We start from the raw sequence: 15,475 nt of genomic DNA, 5'->3' as shown, positions 1-15,475 counted from the left end.
AGAATCGTCATGCGCGCCATGGTGCTACAGACTCCTGGCCAGCCACTGCAACGGGAAGAGCGCGCGATCCCGACACCTGATGCTCAGCAACTGTTAATCAAAGTCCTGGCCTGTGGCGTATGCCGCACCGACCTGCACTTGGTCGATGGCGAGCTGCCACAAGCGACACTGCCGCGAGTGCCGGGGCATGAAATCGTCGGGGAAGTGACCGCGGTGGGGGCTGACGTTGCGCCCGACTGGATCGGCCAGCGGGTCGGCGTTCCCTGGCTCGGATCGACTTGCGGCCGGTGTGAGTTCTGCCGCTCGGGCCGGGAGAACCTCTGCGATCAGGCGCAGTTCACCGGTTGTAATCTGGACGGCGGTTATGCCGACTACACCGTGGCCGACGCGCGCTTCTGCTTTCGCCTTCCGGACACGCTCTCGGCCACCGAAGCCGCACCGTTGCTATGCGCCGGGCTGATCGGCTTTCGAGCGCTGCAAATGGCCAAAACCGCACGTCATCTGGGCCTCTACGGGTTCGGTGCCGCCGCGCACCTGGCAATCCAGGTGGCGCTGGGCCGAGGTCAACAGGTATACGCCTTCACCCGACCGGGCGACAACGAGGGCCAGGCGTATGCCCGAACGTTGGGCGCCGCCTGGGCGGGCCCCTCGGACCAGAAACCGCCACACCTGCTCGACGCCAGCCTGATCTTCGCCCCCGTCGGAGCGCTGGTGCCGTTGGCGCTGGAGGCCACCGTCAAGGGTGGCTGTGTGATATGCGCCGGCATCCACATGAGCGACATCCCGGCGTTTCCCTATCGACTGCTCTGGGGTGAGCGCAGCGTACGTTCGGTGGCCAACCTGACGCGCGAAGACGGCACGGCGTTTTTCCAGGAGATCCGCCATACGCCCGTGCACAGCGATGTCACCTGCTTTGCACTGGACGATGCCAATCAAGCGCTCGCCCACCTGAGGAGCGGTCAGGTCAAAGGCGCCATCGTGCTCACCCCCTGACCGCAAAGCCGGGTGAGCGAACCGCCAGAATGCTGCCAGGCACTGAGTAAAGCGCCCGTTCGGTGGTGCTGCCAATCAACCGATCCAGCCCGACCCGGTGCACCGTGCCCATCACCACCACGTCGGCCAGGTATTCTTCGACAAACTCGGTCAATGCCCGAACCGGTTGGCCCATGACAAAGTGCCGTCGTTCGGGCGGTATACCGTAGCGGTCGGCCAGGGTCACGAATGCCAGGTGCAGGGATTCACGCAGCTCCTCCATGTAATCCATGCTCCAGCCGCCGTTGACCAACGGTGCATCGCCATTGAACGCGGGCGACAGGTCATAGGCGTAGAGCAAATGCAGCGGCGCATCGCACTGCAGGGCCAGGGCGTTCGCGGTTTGAATGATGGTGTCGTTGAGGCCACTGATCTGGGTTTGCGGGTCGAAGGGGTCGACCGCCGCCACGATCCGGTGAGGCAAGCTGTAACGGGCCTGGTTGACCAGGTGCACAGACACCGGGCATTCGCGCAGCAGGTGACAATCAAGTGGCGTGATGAATACCCGTTTCAGCACCGGCTCCAGCGTGGCGTCCTTGATCAGCAGGTCAGGCTTGAACTCCTCGACATGCTTCAGGATATCCAGCAACGGATGGGTGGTGAAGACCACCTCCACCGAGACTTTCAGTCCCTCACCGCTCAGCCGCTGGATCTCCTCCGACATCCAGCGACGATAGCGACGCAGGTAGCTCTGAAATGCCGCTTCATCGACTTTTTCATCCCACAAATGAACGATCGGCACCGGTTCGACAAAGGCACACACGTGCAAGACCGCCCCACTCGCCTTGGCCAGGGCGACCGCGCGCAGCAAGGCTGGAGATTGATGCAAGGTTCGATCGGCGATCAGCAGTAACCGTTGATAATGACCCATCACACACCTCGGCTCGGCGCCGGTCGATCCCGCCGGCATGTTCCTAGACTGCGCTCATTGCCCCCAACGTGGTTGATTTACATCAAATCCGGGCCTTTGAGGACGCCTGTGCCGAGTGTCTGATCCAGATCAGATTCGAGTGCCGCCGTTGGCGTAAAAAGGTATGAACCGCGTGACCTTCTGCTACACGCGGACCTTTTTTCCATCAGAGGGAGGATTGCACCATGCTCACTGTCAAGGACCACAACGAACGGGCTGCCGCCGCCTATGCCGCGGTCTCCGGGCAATACTGGATCGAAGCACTCAGGGACGGTCGGCATGTACTGATCCGGCCATTGACGGATAAAGACCGCGAGCGCGAATACGCATTCATCAAACGCCTGTCCCCGGAATCCCGTCATATGCGCTTTCTGGCGCAAATCAACGAACCCGGCAAGGCCATGCTCGACCAGTTGATGGACATCGACGGCAAGAAGCGCATGGCTTACATCGCGCTGGTCCACGAAGACGGTAAATTGATCGAAATCGGCGTCAGTCGTTATGCCGCCACTGCCGAACATGAATGCGAATGCGCGATCACCGTCGCCGATGAATGGCAGCACCTGGGGCTGGGTACGCTGTTGATGGAGCATTTGATCAAAGCAGCCCGCAAGAACGGCTTTCATCAGATGTATTCCATTGATGCCTCAAGCAATGCCCCCATGCGCGATTTGGCAAAAGCCCTGGGATTTGAAGTCCATAACGATCCAGACGATGCCCGCCAGGTCATTCATCGCCTCATGCTGTAAGAAAAATACCCCTTGGAGCACCAGACACTGGCGCGCCAAGGGGTAATTCAACACTACTGCAGCCGCTCGCCCGGCTTGATCGCCAGCACACTGCACGGCGCCCGATGCAAGAGATGTTCGGCGGTGCTGCCCAAGAGTTTGTTCAAACCCTTATGGTGTACCGTTCCCATGACGATGACATCGATCTGATGATCAGTCGCAAACTCGCAGATACTCTGCAGGGGCGCGCCTTCAATGAAGTGGCGATGATCGGCCGGCACGCCGTGGCGCTCGGCCAGGGCCGCAAATGCCTCATGTTGCGCCTCGCCCAATGCTTCGTAGATGCCGGTGGCGAGGGGCAATGCACCAACGCCCATGTCCGTGGCGTACACCGCTGCCCAGTCATACACATGCACCAAATCAAGCTCGGCGTTGCACTGTTCGGCCAGCTTCACTGCCGCGTCGACAATCTGATCGTTGAACACCAGGTCCTGGTCTTCACTGCGCAACACATCGATAATTGCCAGAATCTTGTGCGGCCGTGCGTAGCTGGCGTTGGTGACCAGATGCACCGGCACTGGGCAGTCGCGCAGCAACTGCCAGTCCAGCGGAGTAAAGAAGATCCGCTTCAACGCGGACTCCTCCTGGGCGTCCTTGATGATCAGGGCCAGAGGCATCTCGTTGACGAAGTGAAGGATCTCTTCATAGGGGTGCTGGACCCAGACCACCTCACTGGTGACCTCGACCCCATGCTTCTTCGCCAGGTAGGCTTGCTGCTCAAGCCATTGTCGATGGTTTTCCAGATAGCCATCACGGGCTTGCCGGATTTTTTCGGGGGCGAACAGACCGGCCACCGCCAAGGCTTCGCTGTAATCGAACGCCACGATATGCAAGGGCAATTGCGCCGCCAGAGCCAGGGCCGTAGCGCGTTCGAACGCCGGAGTACGGGTCATCGCGGGCGGGGCAATCAGCAATAAACGTTGAGTCTGCGACATAAGACACCTCGGCGCTCGGCCATTTCAATGCTATCGGTAAGGCTACAGATTGAACGTTCCGGGTGCAGGCGAGTTGATCTTTATCAGCTCTATGCACTGTTTGCAGGAGCTCGATTGATACGAGCCGCATCGAACGCTTCAGTGCAACAAGGTGCCCGCCCACATCGCCGCCGTCATCAATACCTGACCCGGGATGACATAAGTGGCGAACGGCCGACCGCCGCTAACCCACGCCACCACACATTTGCTCAGCGAGTTGCTGCTCACCGCCATCAGCACGGGGCCGGCAATGGCGTCGAAAGGCAACTGACCGGCCTTGGCCAGGGAAGCAATGGACGCCGTTGAAGAGTGGGCATCGGCAAAACCGCCGAGGGCCGTCGTCAGCATCACACCCACCTGGCCAAAGTGACTCAGCATTGCAGAAGACAGGAAGGTAATGCCGGTCATGGCCAGTACCACGATCAAGGCCAGTCTGAGATTGAACGCACCACCGACCTTGATCGGCTCGTTGCCGTCCCCCGTCGATCTTGGAAACATCAAGCAAAGGCCATACAACCCCGTGACGAAGAGTCCGGATAACAACGGCCCCCACATGCTGCGCAACAGGCCGGGATCAACTGTTCCCAGGATCAGGCCCACCTGTATCACGGTCGCCAGATTGGACAGCATCGCAGCGCTGCTCAGGACTTTTATGTGCGCCGGCTCCTTGGCACTGATATGCCCCATGGCCGCAATGGTCACCGTACCGGAAACGAACCCCGAAGCGATCGCACTGATCGGATAACCGTAGCGGGTGCCCAGGGTGCGAACCGCGATATGCCCCACCGCGCCTATCGTCATCAACAGTACGGTCAAGGTACAAATGGTGCGCAAATTGATTGCAGCATAGGGCCCGATGAAGCGATCTGGCGCCAGTGGCAGCACCACCAGTGCGGCGACCAACAGCACCAGACCGTCGCGAATTTCCGCGTCGGTCAACTGATTGTGCGCAAAGTGATGCAACCGCTGACGATAAGTCAGCAACCCCGCCATCACCACGCCAATCGCAATGGCCAACTCCGGCGCGGTGCCACACAACGCCCCCAGTACCAACACCGTGAGCAAAGCCACTTCACTGGTAATGCCAGGATCCTTTTCAAGGTTTCGCCAATAAGCCACGGTGAGCAGCAGCGCCACACAGATCGCGATGATCCCCACCAGCAGACCGCCGCCAACCTGCGGGGAGATATAGCCCAATAGTGCAGTGATCGCGAATGTCCGCAACCCGGCACAGGCGCGGCTGTCGCCCCCGCCCTTGTGGCGCTCGCGCTCAAGACCGACCAGCATGCCGATGCCCAGCGCAGCGGCTGCATTGGTCAGGCCGAAGGTTTCACTCATTGGGTACGCACCCGGTCATCCCCCCCTGACCTCGGCGCTTATCTCGCGAGATCAGCCAGCACCCGTTGCTCGACCGCCGGGTCGGATCGAGAACCGGCGGGCTGTCGGGGCAATGGCTTGGTGACAGTGTTTGCCGGCCAGGCATGCGGCGCATTGATGCGCGCCTTGAGCTGCCTGACGAACGCCTCTGCTTCATCCCGACTGTCGAAACCCACCTCCCACACATCCATCTGTACGAGCCAACGGTGTCTTGCCAGTTGTTCCGTTATTTCAATAATCATAGCCGGCCTCGGATCAAGCCTCGCAATCGGTCTGCGGGTAATGCGTCCTGGCGTGAAGCGCGCACCAGTTTCAGACTGCGCCGGGTTCGCGGACGAGAGATTGATCATGGTCAATAATCAGCAGATTGGAGGCGCAGCAAACGACCGTATGTCGGACGACAAGACTGGCCTCTCGCCGGTTTGACACAGATCAAGCTCGGGCACTTGGCCAGCGACACGATCAGGTCATGGTTTCAGGAGCTGACAACTCACCGTGCCAACCGTACAGCCGCCGACTTTGTGTCTACCCAGGAGAGATTTGTCATGTCTGATCAATCACGTTTCATGCTGATCGTCTCGCCGCTGATGGAGCACAGCCCGGCCTTCGACAGGGCCGCCGCACTGGCCAAGGCCGAGGGCGCGGCGTTGCACATCGTGGCTTTCGACTACCTGGAAGGCCTGGCGACTGCCAGCCTGGTCAACGACCAGGCCCGCGAAGAGATGCGCCTGGGTTATATCGAACGTCACCGCCTGTGGCTGGAGGAGCAGGCCAGGCCTCTGCGCAAGATTGGCCTGGAAGTCACCACCGAGGTGACCTGGGTCGAACGCCCGCTGCAGGAAATTCTGATCCACCTCAAAGAACAGCCGATCGAGTTGCTGATCAAAGCACTGCAACACGAATCGCTGCTCTCGCGGCTGATGTTCACACCGCTCGACGTGCATTTGCTGCGCGAATGTCCAGTACCGCTGCATTTCGTCAGTAACGCCATCCATGCCTTGCCTCGCAAGGTTGTTGCAGCGGTCGACCCCTTCCATCGCGATAAACAGTACCAAGGCTTGAACGACCGGATACTCCACGAAGCGGTCAAACTGGCGAGCGCCTGCAATGCCGAGGTCGACGTCGTCTATGCCTATGACCTTTCCTCCATCAGTGCCGACGAATTCGACTTCAACAACGTTTCGACCTTCTTCTCTTCAGGCAAAGCCAAGACCCTGTTCGACGCTCAGGGGGAGGCATTCAACGAACTTGCCGAGCGTAATGGCATCCCGCCGGAACAGCGTCACATGATCATGGGCAACCCGGGCAAGGTCCTGGTCAACTATGCCGAGGTCAATCAGGTCGATGTGATTGTCATGGGCCGGATCAGCCATCGAGGGCTGGACCGGCTGGTCGGCAGCACGGCAGAAAGCCTGTTGTACAAAATGCCCTGCAGTGTCTGGATCGTATCGCCCGAAAAACTTGCTGAGTGAGGTATACGGCACGCTCTACGATAGCGATGCCGACGGCGAGAATAACCGTGCCGCCATCAGAAGATTGAGCAACAGTGCGCTAAGATTGGCGCACTCGCCTCCTCCGACGAGGTTCTGCGTCAAACAGAACGACGGAAAGGAGAGCGATCTGACCCACAAACAAGGGTCTGTTGCTAAATTAGGGAGTCAACAATGGAAGATACGGTTAGCAAGGGCCCGGAAAGCATGAGCGCAGAGCCAGAGACGTCCACCGATGCACTGCAACTGAGCAGCACGGAGCTGCGCATTCTCGGCTCGTTGATCGAAAAACAGGCGACCAGCCCGGAGACCTATCCGCTGACCCTTAATGCACTGGTCATCGCCTGTAACCAGAAAACCAGCCGGGAACCGGTGATGAACCTCAGCCAGGGCCAGGTCGGGCAAAGCTTGCGCGCCTTGGAAGGTCGAGGCTTTACCAAACTGGTCATGGGCAGCCGCGCCGATCGCTGGGAGCATCGGCTCGACAAGGCGCTGGAGCTGGTCCCGGCCCAGGTTATTCTGAGCGGCTTGCTGTTTCTGCGCGGTCCGCAGACGGTCAACGAACTGCTGACACGCAGCGGCCGCATGCACGACTTCGAAGATGCCGAACAGGTTGTGCATCAGCTGGAGCGCTTGATTGCCCGCGGGCTCGCGATGTTGCTGCCGCGCCAGTCGGGCCAGCGCGAAGACCGCTACATGCACGCACTGGGCGACCCGGCAGATATCGAAGCGATCCTCGCCGCCCGCCAGAACCCGGCGGAGCGTGGCGCCAGCGGCGGCGTGTCGGTGGAGCGCATCGAAGAACTCGAAGCGCGGATTGCGGCGCTCGAAGAGCGTCTGGCGCGCCTCGAGTAACCTGGCCACCCTGGCCCGCAGCGCCTGATCAGCTGCGGGCGAACGCCACGGCCTTGTGGAACTGCTCTTCGCTGGGACGCACGCCGGTGTACAGCACAAACTGCTCAAGCGCCTGAATGGCGATGACTTCAAGCCCGGTGATGACCCGTTTCCCTGCGGCTCGAGCGCGCACGATCAGCGGCGTTTCCGAGGGGATCGCCACCACATCGAAGACAGTCTCGGCAGCATCGATGGCGTCAGCGTCAAAGGCCAGCTGATCGGCCTCCGCGCCACCGCTCATGCCAATCGGCGTGACATTGACCAACATCCGTGGACGCTCACTGCCCAGTTCTGCTTGCCAGCGATAGCCCAGCGAGTCGGCCAAGGCGCGACCCGCGCTTTCGTTACGCGCCACGATCAGGCCGTTTTGATAGCCACCGTCGCGCAAGGCACTGGCCACCGCCTTGGCCATCCCGCCGCTGCCGCGCAAGGCGAACGTCGAGTCTTGCGGCACGGCATGGGTTTTCAACAGTTGCTCGATGGCGATGTAATCGGTGTTGTACGCCTTGAGGTGACCGTTGGTGTTAACGATGGTATTGATCGAGGCAATGGCTTGCGCCGACGCATCCAGCTCATCGACCAGTGCGATGCAGGCTTCCTTGAAGGGCATCGATACGCCGCAGCCGCGAATACCCAGGGCACGAATCCCGCCAATCGCCCCCGGCAGATCCTGACTGCTGAACGCCTTGTAATAGAAATTCAGGCCCAGTTGCTCATACAGATGGTTGTGGAAACGCAGGCCGAAATTCCCGGGGCGCCCAGACAGTGACATGCACAGTTGGGTGTCTTTATTCGGGTTCATCAGCATGTGGATCTCCTTCAAGTTGCACTTTCAGATGGACGGGATTGGCCATGGCATCGGGTTTATCCGATCATAGCGAGGCCTCTGGCCCGGCGGGTAGGTAAAGGTAAAGAAGCCGGTACAGACCTTACACAATATTTACTCTGACGCGTCGCAGATTCGCCAAAAAACGCTGTCTTAGAGTTATCCCCGCAACTATCCTTGGATCTATTGAAGGCTCAAGCGCGTTGGGGCGAAAACACGAGGAATTATCATGATCCGCAAACTCCCTGTAATAGCCTTGCTGATCGGTGCATTTGCTGTCGCAGGACAGGCACAAGCCCATGGCTACTATTATGGTCATGGCCGTGGCGGCGGCTGGGGCTGGGGTGCACCGCTCGCCGTCGGCGCGGTGGTAGGCGCGGTGGTCGCGGGATCAGTCATGTCCAACGAGCGTCCGGTTTACGTACAACAACAACCGGTCTACGTTCAACCGCAGCCAGTCTACGTTCAACCGCAGCCGGTGTATGTCCAGCCAGCACCGGTTTACGTCCCGCCACAACCGGGGTACTACATTCAGCCTCGCTACTAAGGCTCCGGCTGGTCATCACTGCAGACTACACAACACAGGCCCCGCCTCGAAACGGGGCCTGTTTTCGTTTCAGCCGTCGAACTATGTCTGAATAAATCTCGCCAAGGTCGCTACCGGGACAGTGACTGCGGTTAAATTTGGCATGATTGATCCGACGAATGCCCTGGCTTGTGTGCAATAACCGTCATATTTATGTCATGACAGTTCCGCAAGCTTTGAATTGTCCGTAATAAACGGTTCATAACAACAAGGACGCCCTTATGCCCACGCAAAACCCGCACCGCATTGTTGGACTCTGTACCTCAAGCAAGGTCTATAACGCATTGACCGAGCTCAAACACCTGGAAGGCCATCGCAGCGCCAAGTTTCTCTCGCTGCTCGCCGAAAACCTGGTGCGTAAAGGCCTGCTCAATGACCATGAAGTGATGAACATGCTCGACCAGGTCGTCGACTGACAGCGGCCATTCGCCACGTTGTTGTCAATGTCCACTATCGAGCGCGTTGATTTTCCGTTGAACTGTCGGGTCAGTAAGGTAGCTCCATAGATTGATGGAGGTACTTATGCCCAAGGTTCAGATCATGTCCGTTATCGGCAGCGCCGTTCCCGCACCGCTCAGAGAGCTGGGATTGCTCGCCTGTTGGTATCTGGTTCAGGACGGCGTCGCGATCAGCGGCCCGCTCACTTCACTGCCTGCCGCCCAGGCCCTGTCGCAACGTATCGGCACCTACGCGCTGGGCGCTTAAGGCAACTGCACGCGTGGCCTGGTTTCGATGTACAAGTCCCAACTCGACATGAACAGCGCGGCAATCAACGGCCCAATGACAAAACCATTGAGACCGAAGATCGCCAGACCGCCCAAGGTCGAAACCAGGACCAGGTAATCCGGCATCCTGGTGTCCTTGCCCACCAGGGTCGGACGCAGAATGTTGTCTACCAGACCGATCACGAACACCCCGAACAGCCCCAGCACCACGCCCTGCCAGATCGCGCCGCTGAGCAGGAACCAGGCTGTCACCGGCGCCCAGACAATCCCCGCCCCCACTGCGGGTAGCAGCGACAGAAACGCCATCACCACCGCCCAGAGCAATGCACTGGGAATATCCAGAAACCAGAAAATCAACCCACCCAGCGCGCCTTGCGTAATCGCCATCAGCAGGTTGCCTTTGACCGTGGCTCGCACCACGCGGTTGAACTTGAGCTGCAAGCGGCGCTTTTGGTGTTCCGCCAATGGCACGGCCGCACGAACCTTGCGCGACAGTTCGGCACCGTCACGCAGAAAGAAGAACAACAGGTAGAGCATGATGAAAAAGCTCACCAAGAACTCGAACGTGCCCTGGCCGAAGCTGAACGCCTGACTGGCGAAAAACTCGCTGCCCTGCATCGCGCTCTTGACGATCTTCTCGCGCAAAGTGCTCAGATCACCCATGCCAAAGCGGTCCAGCAGGTGCTGAAAATACGGCGGCAGGCTGTGTTTGAACTGCGCCAGATAGCCGGCGATGTCCAACTGGCCACTCTCGATATTCTTGTAGAGGGTCGCCCCCTCTTGTACCAACAGGACGCTGGTAATGATCACCGGCAAAATGGCAATGACCAGGCAGATGCCCAGGGTGGAGAGCGCCGTCAGGTTGCGGTGCCAGCCAAACTTCACTTGCAGCCGGCGCTGCAAGGGCGCGAAGACAATCCCGAGAATCACCGCCCAGAACACCGCGCCGTAGAACGGCAGCAGAATCCAGATGAAAGCGGCGGTCACCAACACCAGCAGCACCAGCAGCGATCTGTCTCGCACAACGGTTTGGTTCATGTCCGCTCCCCGCCAGTAACCCGCAGACACTGACTGCCTGTTCTACGTTAGTCAGCCACCACGCGCCCGAGTGCCCTGCTTTTTTCACCCGACATAGATCCAGATCAATAAACGCTTCACACGACTGCTCTACCCTCGCGAGCTTTTGTGATCGAGCCCCTCATGCCCCTCGCCACGCCTGAACTGCTTGCCCCTGCCGGCACCCTGAAAAACATGCGTTACGCCTTCGCCTATGGCGCCGATGCGGTCTACGCCGGCCAGCCGCGCTACAGCTTGCGTGTGCGCAATAACGAGTTCGATCATGCCAACCTGGCCCTCGGTATCCGCGAGGCCCAGGCCCAGGGCAAGCGTTTCTATGTGGTGGTGAACATCGCCCCGCACAATGCCAAGCTGAAAACCTTCCTCAAGGATCTTGAGCCGGTCATCGCCATGGCTCCGGACGCGTTGATCATGTCCGACCCGGGGTTGATCATGCTGGTGCGCCGGCATTTCCCGCAGATGCCGATTCACCTCTCGGTGCAAGCCAACACAGTGAACTGGGCCAGTGTTGAGTTCTGGCAGCAGCAAGGTCTGAGCCGGATCATCCTGTCGCGGGAGCTGTCGCTGGAAGAAATCGCCGAGATTCGCCAGCAAGTCCCCGCCATGGAGCTGGAAGTGTTCGTTCATGGCGCGCTATGCATGGCCTATTCCGGGCGCTGCCTGCTGTCGGGTTACATGAACAAGCGTGATGCCAATCAGGGCACCTGCACCAACGCCTGTCGCTGGAAATACGCCGCACAGCCGGCCACGGAAAACACCGTGGGCGAGATCGTTCAAGCATTCACTCCAGAGCCAACGCTGGGCATCGGCACGCCCACTGATCAAGTGTTTTTGCTCCAGGAAGCCAACCGCCCCGATGAACTGATGCCGGCCTTCGAGGACGAGCACGGCACCTACATCATGAACGCCAAGGACCTGCGCGCGGTGCAACATGTCGCTCGCTTGACGCAGATGGGCGTCCACTCGTTGAAGATCGAGGGCCGGACCAAATCGCACTTCTACTGCGCCCGGACCACTCAGGTCTATCGCCGCGCCATCGACGATGCCGTGGCCGGCCGCGAGTTCGATCGCAGCCTGATGACCGACCTTGAATCCCTGGCCCAGCGTGGCTACACCGAAGGTTTCCTGCGCCGCCATGTGCATGACGAATACCAGAACTACCAGAACGGCAGCTCGGTGTCGGAGCGTCAGCAGTTCGTCGGTGAGCTGACCGGTGAGCGCCGTGATCGGCTGGCCGAGGTCAAGGTGAAGAACCGCTTTGGTTTGGGCGATCACATGGAATTGATGACGCCCAAAGGCAATTTCCACTTCGACTTGCATCAATTGCAAAGCGCCAAAGGCGAAGCAATTGAAGTGGCACCGGGGGACGGGCACACCGTGTATCTACCGATTCCGGATGCGGTGGATCTGAAGTTCGGGTTGTTGATGCGCGATGTGACAGTAGTTTAGCCACGATTGGCAGATACTCCCCCCGTAGCAGCTGCCGAGCCCGCGAGGCTGCGTTCGGCCGCGAAGCGGTCGTGAAATCAGGCAGCGCGTTTTTTCAGGTAAACCGCGTACGCAGGATTTGCGAGGACTGCGTCCTCGAACGCAGCCTCGCGGGCTCGGCAGCTGCTACGGGGGTTCAAGCAAAAACACCTTTAGATCCTGAACTGCCCGACCAATTTACCCAACCGCTGGCCCAAATCCGCCAGGCTGCGGGAGGTTTGTGCGCCGAGCTGGGTTTCGTCGGCGACGCTGTCCACGGCGAGGGCGATCTGATGCACGCTGCGGTTGATCTCTTCGGCCACCGCGGTTTGCTCTTCGGCGGCGCTGGCGATCTGCGCGTTCATCGAATTGATGGTGCCGATCAACTGGGCCATGGTGTCCAGCGAAGCGCCCGCCTGATTGGCCTGGGCCGAGGTGCCGTCACCGGCTTCGCTTGAACGGCGCATGGCATCGACCGCCGACTGGGTGCCGGCCTGCAAGCGGTCGATCATGCCCTGAATTTCCTGAGTGCTTTGCTGAGTGCGACTGGCCAGCGCGCGCACCTCATCGGCGACCACCGCAAAACCACGCCCGGCCTCCCCGGCGCGAGCGGCTTCGATGGCAGCGTTCAGCGCCAGCAGGTTGGTCTGGTCGGCAATCGAACGGATCACCCCCAGCACGCTGACAATCGACGACACGTCCTGCTGCAAACTGTCGAGAGAAACCCCGCTGCTGCGAATATCTTTCACCAGCGCATGGATCTGCGAAATACTCCCGGCCACCACGCGTTTGGCCGCCTGACCTTCTTCGTCGGTTTGCTGGGCCGCCACCGCAGCGCCCTGAGCGCTTTTCGCCACTTCCTGCGCTGCCGCCGACATTTCGTTGATCGCCGTGGCCACCTGATCCGTCTCGTGACGTTGGCGCTCCATGGCCTGATCCGAACGCTGGGCCTGATCGGAGACCTGATTGACCAGCCCGGTCAGCTGCGACGTCATCTCGGTAATCTGCCGCACCAGACCGTGAATTTTGTCGACAAAACGGTTGAACGAACCGGCCAGCTCGCCCAGTTCATCTTGAGAGGTAATCGCCAGCCGGCGCGTCAAATCGCCCTCGCCTGCCGCGATGTCGTCCAGATTGGCCTTCATCAGGTGCAACGGACGCAAAATGGTATTGGCCACGAACAGACCGACCGCCGCGATCACCAGCAGCACCACCGCTGCGACGCCGACGATGCTCAGCAGCACGCCTTCCATGCGCTCGCGAACCTCGGTCTGGACCACGGCGACCTGGGCTTCGACACCATCGAGATTCACCGAGGTACCGATAGCCATGTCCCACTTGGACAGGTATTCGGTGTAACCCAGCTTGGGCACCAGGACTTTGCTGTCGCCAGGCAACGGCGAGCTGTATTGCAGGTAGTGCGTACCGTCCTTGGCGACTTTCACCAGGTCGCGGTTGACATACACGCCATTAGGATCGCGATTGTCCTTGAAACTCTGGCCAACGCCTTCCGGGCTGTTGGCCTTGAACAGGCGCACGGTGTTGGAATCGTAGCCGAAGAAGTAACCGTCCTTGCCGTAGCTGATGCTCGAGAGCAATTTGACCACTTGCGCGCGAGCCGCCTCATCGCCAGGCGCTGCGGCGTCATACAGCGGCTTGATCGCCGTCATCGCCACCGCAACGTAACTTTGCAGGGTGGCCTTGGCATCGTTCATCAAACGCTGACGGGTTTCTTCAACTTCTTTACGGGCCTGCTCTTGCAAAATGAAGGCAGTGGTCAGACTGATCACCAACGCAAAGAGCAACACCGGGAGGACGGAGAGGGACAAGACTTTGGCTTTAAGGCTCAGGCGCATGTGTTGTTCACTCTGGATATTATTGGCGTGGTTAAAGCATTAACGGCAGAGCAACGCAAAACTGTAGGAGCAAAGCTTGCTCGCGATGGTGTCCGTGAGATCGCTATCGCTAGCAAGCTATGCTCCTACAGGGGCAGAGGGCTTGACGGGGGGATCAGAGGATCATCGCCGCCACCCAGCCAAACGCCAGCAGCGGCAGGTTGTAGTGCAGGAACGTCGGGACCACGGTGTCCCAGATATGGTGATGCTGGCCGTCGATATTCAGGCCGGAGGTCGGGCCCAGGGTCGAATCGGACGCTGGCGAACCGGCATCGCCCAAGGCGCCGGCAGTCCCGACGATGCAGACGATCGCCAACGGGCTGAAACCCAGTTGCACGCACAACGGCACGAAGATCGCCGCAAGAATCGGCACTGTGGAAAACGATGAGCCGATGCCCATGGTCACCAGCAGCCCGACCAGCAACATCAGTAATGCACCGACACCTTTGCTGTGACCGATCCACGACGCCGAGGCCTCGACCAGGGTTTTCACGTCACCGGTGGCCTTCATGACCTCGGCGAAACCCGAGGCGGCGATCATGATGAAACCAATCATCGCCATCATCTTCATGCCTTCGGTGAACAGGTCGTCAGTCTCGCGCCAGCGCACGACACCCGATACCGAGAAGATCAGAAACCCGGCCAGCGCGCCGATAATCATCGAGTCCAGCAGCAACTGAATGATGAACGCAGCGGCAATCGCCAGCCCCGCGACCATCAGGGTCAACGGGTTGTATTGCACCGCGACCTGCTCGACCCGCTCGATTTTCTCCAGGTCATACACGCGCTTCTTGCGGTAGCTGACGAACGCCATCAACAACCCGAACACCATGCCCAACGCAGGAATCCCCATGGCATGAGTGACGTTGACACCACTGATGTCCACCCCGCTTCTACTGACGTTGGCCAGCAGAATCTCATTCAGGAAGATGTTGCCAAAGCCCACCGGCAAGAACATGTACGGCGTGATCAGGCCGAAGGTCATGACGCAGGCAATCAGTCGGCGATCCATTTGCAGCTTGGTCAATACATAAAGCAGTGGCGGCACCAGCAGCGGAATGAAAGCGATGTGGATCGGCAGGACGTTCTGCGAAGCGATTGCCACCACCCAGAGCAACGCGATCAGCAGCCATTTGACCTGACCACCACCCGCAGCGTCCTGCCGGTCGACCAGCAGCAAAGCTTTGTCCGCCAAGGCGTGGGCAAGGCCGGATTTGGCAATCGCCACCGCGAAAGCGCCGAGCAACGCGTAGGACAAGGCCACGGTCGCACCGCCACCCAGGCCACTGTTGAAGGCCTTGAGCGTGGCATCGATGCCCAGGCCGCCGGTCAAACCGCCCACCAACGCGCCGACGATCAGCGCGATCACCACATGCACGCGGGACAGGCTGAGCACCAGCATGATGCCGACCGCGGCAATTACTGCATTAATCA

At 59.7% G+C, this 15,475-nt stretch carries 16 protein-coding genes; 8 read left to right on the top strand and 8 right to left on the bottom strand.

Translation table 11 applies throughout. From position 1 onward, the window contains the following. The first annotated feature begins 9 nt into the window (after positions 1–9). The gene (locus tag AC1RJ3_RS20350) at positions 10–993 is read left to right on the top strand and encodes a zinc-dependent alcohol dehydrogenase family protein (RefSeq protein WP_493080133.1); all 984 of its coding nucleotides are present in this window, start codon (positions 10–12) and stop codon (positions 991–993) included. Here AC1RJ3_RS20350 and AC1RJ3_RS20345 read toward each other — a convergent pair. Beyond that, complete coding sequence (locus tag AC1RJ3_RS20345; RefSeq protein ID WP_054596486.1) at positions 983–1,903, bottom strand: universal stress protein; 921 nt, start codon at positions 1,901–1,903, stop codon at positions 983–985. The two genes, AC1RJ3_RS20350 and AC1RJ3_RS20345, sit on opposite strands and share 11 nt — an antisense overlap. Before the next feature lie 224 nt (positions 1,904–2,127). Between AC1RJ3_RS20345 and AC1RJ3_RS20340 the strand changes: the two genes are divergently transcribed. Beyond that, positions 2,128–2,691, top strand: a complete 564-nt coding sequence (locus AC1RJ3_RS20340; RefSeq protein WP_054596485.1) for a GNAT family N-acetyltransferase — start codon at positions 2,128–2,130, stop codon at positions 2,689–2,691. Positions 2,692–2,744: 53 nt separating this feature from the next. On the opposite strand, the gene AC1RJ3_RS20335 is transcribed toward AC1RJ3_RS20340, so the two are convergent. The 3 genes from AC1RJ3_RS20335 to AC1RJ3_RS20325 form a co-directional block, all read right to left on the bottom strand. Beyond that, positions 2,745–3,665, bottom strand: coding sequence for a universal stress protein (locus tag AC1RJ3_RS20335; RefSeq protein WP_493080130.1), 921 nt, complete (start codon positions 3,663–3,665; stop codon positions 2,745–2,747). Between the two features lie 138 nt (positions 3,666–3,803). Continuing rightward, positions 3,804–5,042: an MgtC/SapB family protein gene (locus AC1RJ3_RS20330; protein WP_347927416.1), complete on the bottom strand. Its 1,239-nt coding sequence runs from the start codon at positions 5,040–5,042 to the stop codon at positions 3,804–3,806. Positions 5,043–5,080: 38 nt separating this feature from the next. Then, positions 5,081–5,431 (bottom strand): hypothetical protein, encoded by a 351-nt coding sequence (locus AC1RJ3_RS20325; protein ID WP_493080128.1) that lies wholly within the window; start codon positions 5,429–5,431, stop codon positions 5,081–5,083. 195 nt (positions 5,432–5,626) lie between these two features. On the opposite strand from AC1RJ3_RS20325, the gene AC1RJ3_RS20320 reads away from it, so the two are divergent. Continuing rightward, positions 5,627–6,553 carry a universal stress protein gene (locus AC1RJ3_RS20320; protein WP_493080126.1) on the top strand — a complete coding sequence of 309 codons (927 nt, stop codon included), beginning with the start codon at positions 5,627–5,629 and terminating at the stop codon, positions 6,551–6,553. Between the two features lie 225 nt (positions 6,554–6,778). Beyond that, positions 6,779–7,426, top strand: coding sequence for a YceH family protein (locus AC1RJ3_RS20315; RefSeq protein ID WP_054598279.1), 648 nt, complete (start codon positions 6,779–6,781; stop codon positions 7,424–7,426). Between the two features lie 28 nt (positions 7,427–7,454). On the opposite strand, the gene AC1RJ3_RS20310 is transcribed toward AC1RJ3_RS20315, so the two are convergent. Next, positions 7,455–8,273: a shikimate 5-dehydrogenase gene (locus AC1RJ3_RS20310; RefSeq protein ID WP_493080124.1), complete on the bottom strand. Its 819-nt coding sequence runs from the start codon at positions 8,271–8,273 to the stop codon at positions 7,455–7,457. A 247-nt stretch (positions 8,274–8,520) separates the two neighbouring features. On the opposite strand from AC1RJ3_RS20310, the gene AC1RJ3_RS20305 reads away from it, so the two are divergent. From AC1RJ3_RS20305 to AC1RJ3_RS20295, 3 genes are all read left to right on the top strand, one after another. Beyond that, positions 8,521–8,838, top strand: coding sequence for a hypothetical protein (locus tag AC1RJ3_RS20305; RefSeq protein ID WP_019692815.1), 318 nt, complete (start codon positions 8,521–8,523; stop codon positions 8,836–8,838). A gap of 260 nt (positions 8,839–9,098) precedes the next feature. Then, entirely contained in the window at positions 9,099–9,293 is a 195-nt protein-coding gene (locus AC1RJ3_RS20300; protein ID WP_054596479.1) for a hypothetical protein, read from the top strand. A gap of 106 nt (positions 9,294–9,399) precedes the next feature. Further along, positions 9,400–9,582: a hypothetical protein gene (locus AC1RJ3_RS20295; protein WP_019692817.1), complete on the top strand. Its 183-nt coding sequence runs from the start codon at positions 9,400–9,402 to the stop codon at positions 9,580–9,582. Here AC1RJ3_RS20295 and AC1RJ3_RS20290 read toward each other — a convergent pair. Next, a complete protein-coding gene (locus tag AC1RJ3_RS20290; protein ID WP_347927422.1) occupies positions 9,579–10,640 on the bottom strand; it encodes an AI-2E family transporter in 1,062 nt (353 codons plus the stop codon). The two genes, AC1RJ3_RS20295 and AC1RJ3_RS20290, sit on opposite strands and share 4 nt — an antisense overlap. A 162-nt stretch (positions 10,641–10,802) precedes the next feature. Here AC1RJ3_RS20290 and trhP point away from each other — a divergent pair, with 162 nt between their 5' ends. Then, entirely contained in the window at positions 10,803–12,128 is a 1,326-nt protein-coding gene (trhP, locus tag AC1RJ3_RS20285) for a prephenate-dependent tRNA uridine(34) hydroxylase TrhP (RefSeq protein ID WP_493080121.1), read from the top strand. 191 nt (positions 12,129–12,319) lie between these two features. On the opposite strand, the gene ctpM is transcribed toward trhP, so the two are convergent. Both ctpM and AC1RJ3_RS20275 read right to left on the bottom strand, forming a co-directional pair. Continuing rightward, the gene (gene ctpM, locus AC1RJ3_RS20280; RefSeq protein ID WP_493080119.1) at positions 12,320–14,002 is read right to left on the bottom strand and encodes a methyl-accepting chemotaxis protein CtpM; all 1,683 of its coding nucleotides are present in this window, start codon (positions 14,000–14,002) and stop codon (positions 12,320–12,322) included. Between the two features lie 154 nt (positions 14,003–14,156). After that, a complete protein-coding gene (locus AC1RJ3_RS20275) occupies positions 14,157–15,473 on the bottom strand; it encodes a Na+/H+ antiporter family protein (protein WP_162491290.1) in 1,317 nt (438 codons plus the stop codon). Between the last annotated feature and the right edge of the window lie 2 nt (positions 15,474–15,475).

This window comes from Pseudomonas sp. GW822-FHT04C11 (assembly GCF_058800905.1).
This window is presented reverse-complemented; position numbering and strand designations above follow the sequence as displayed.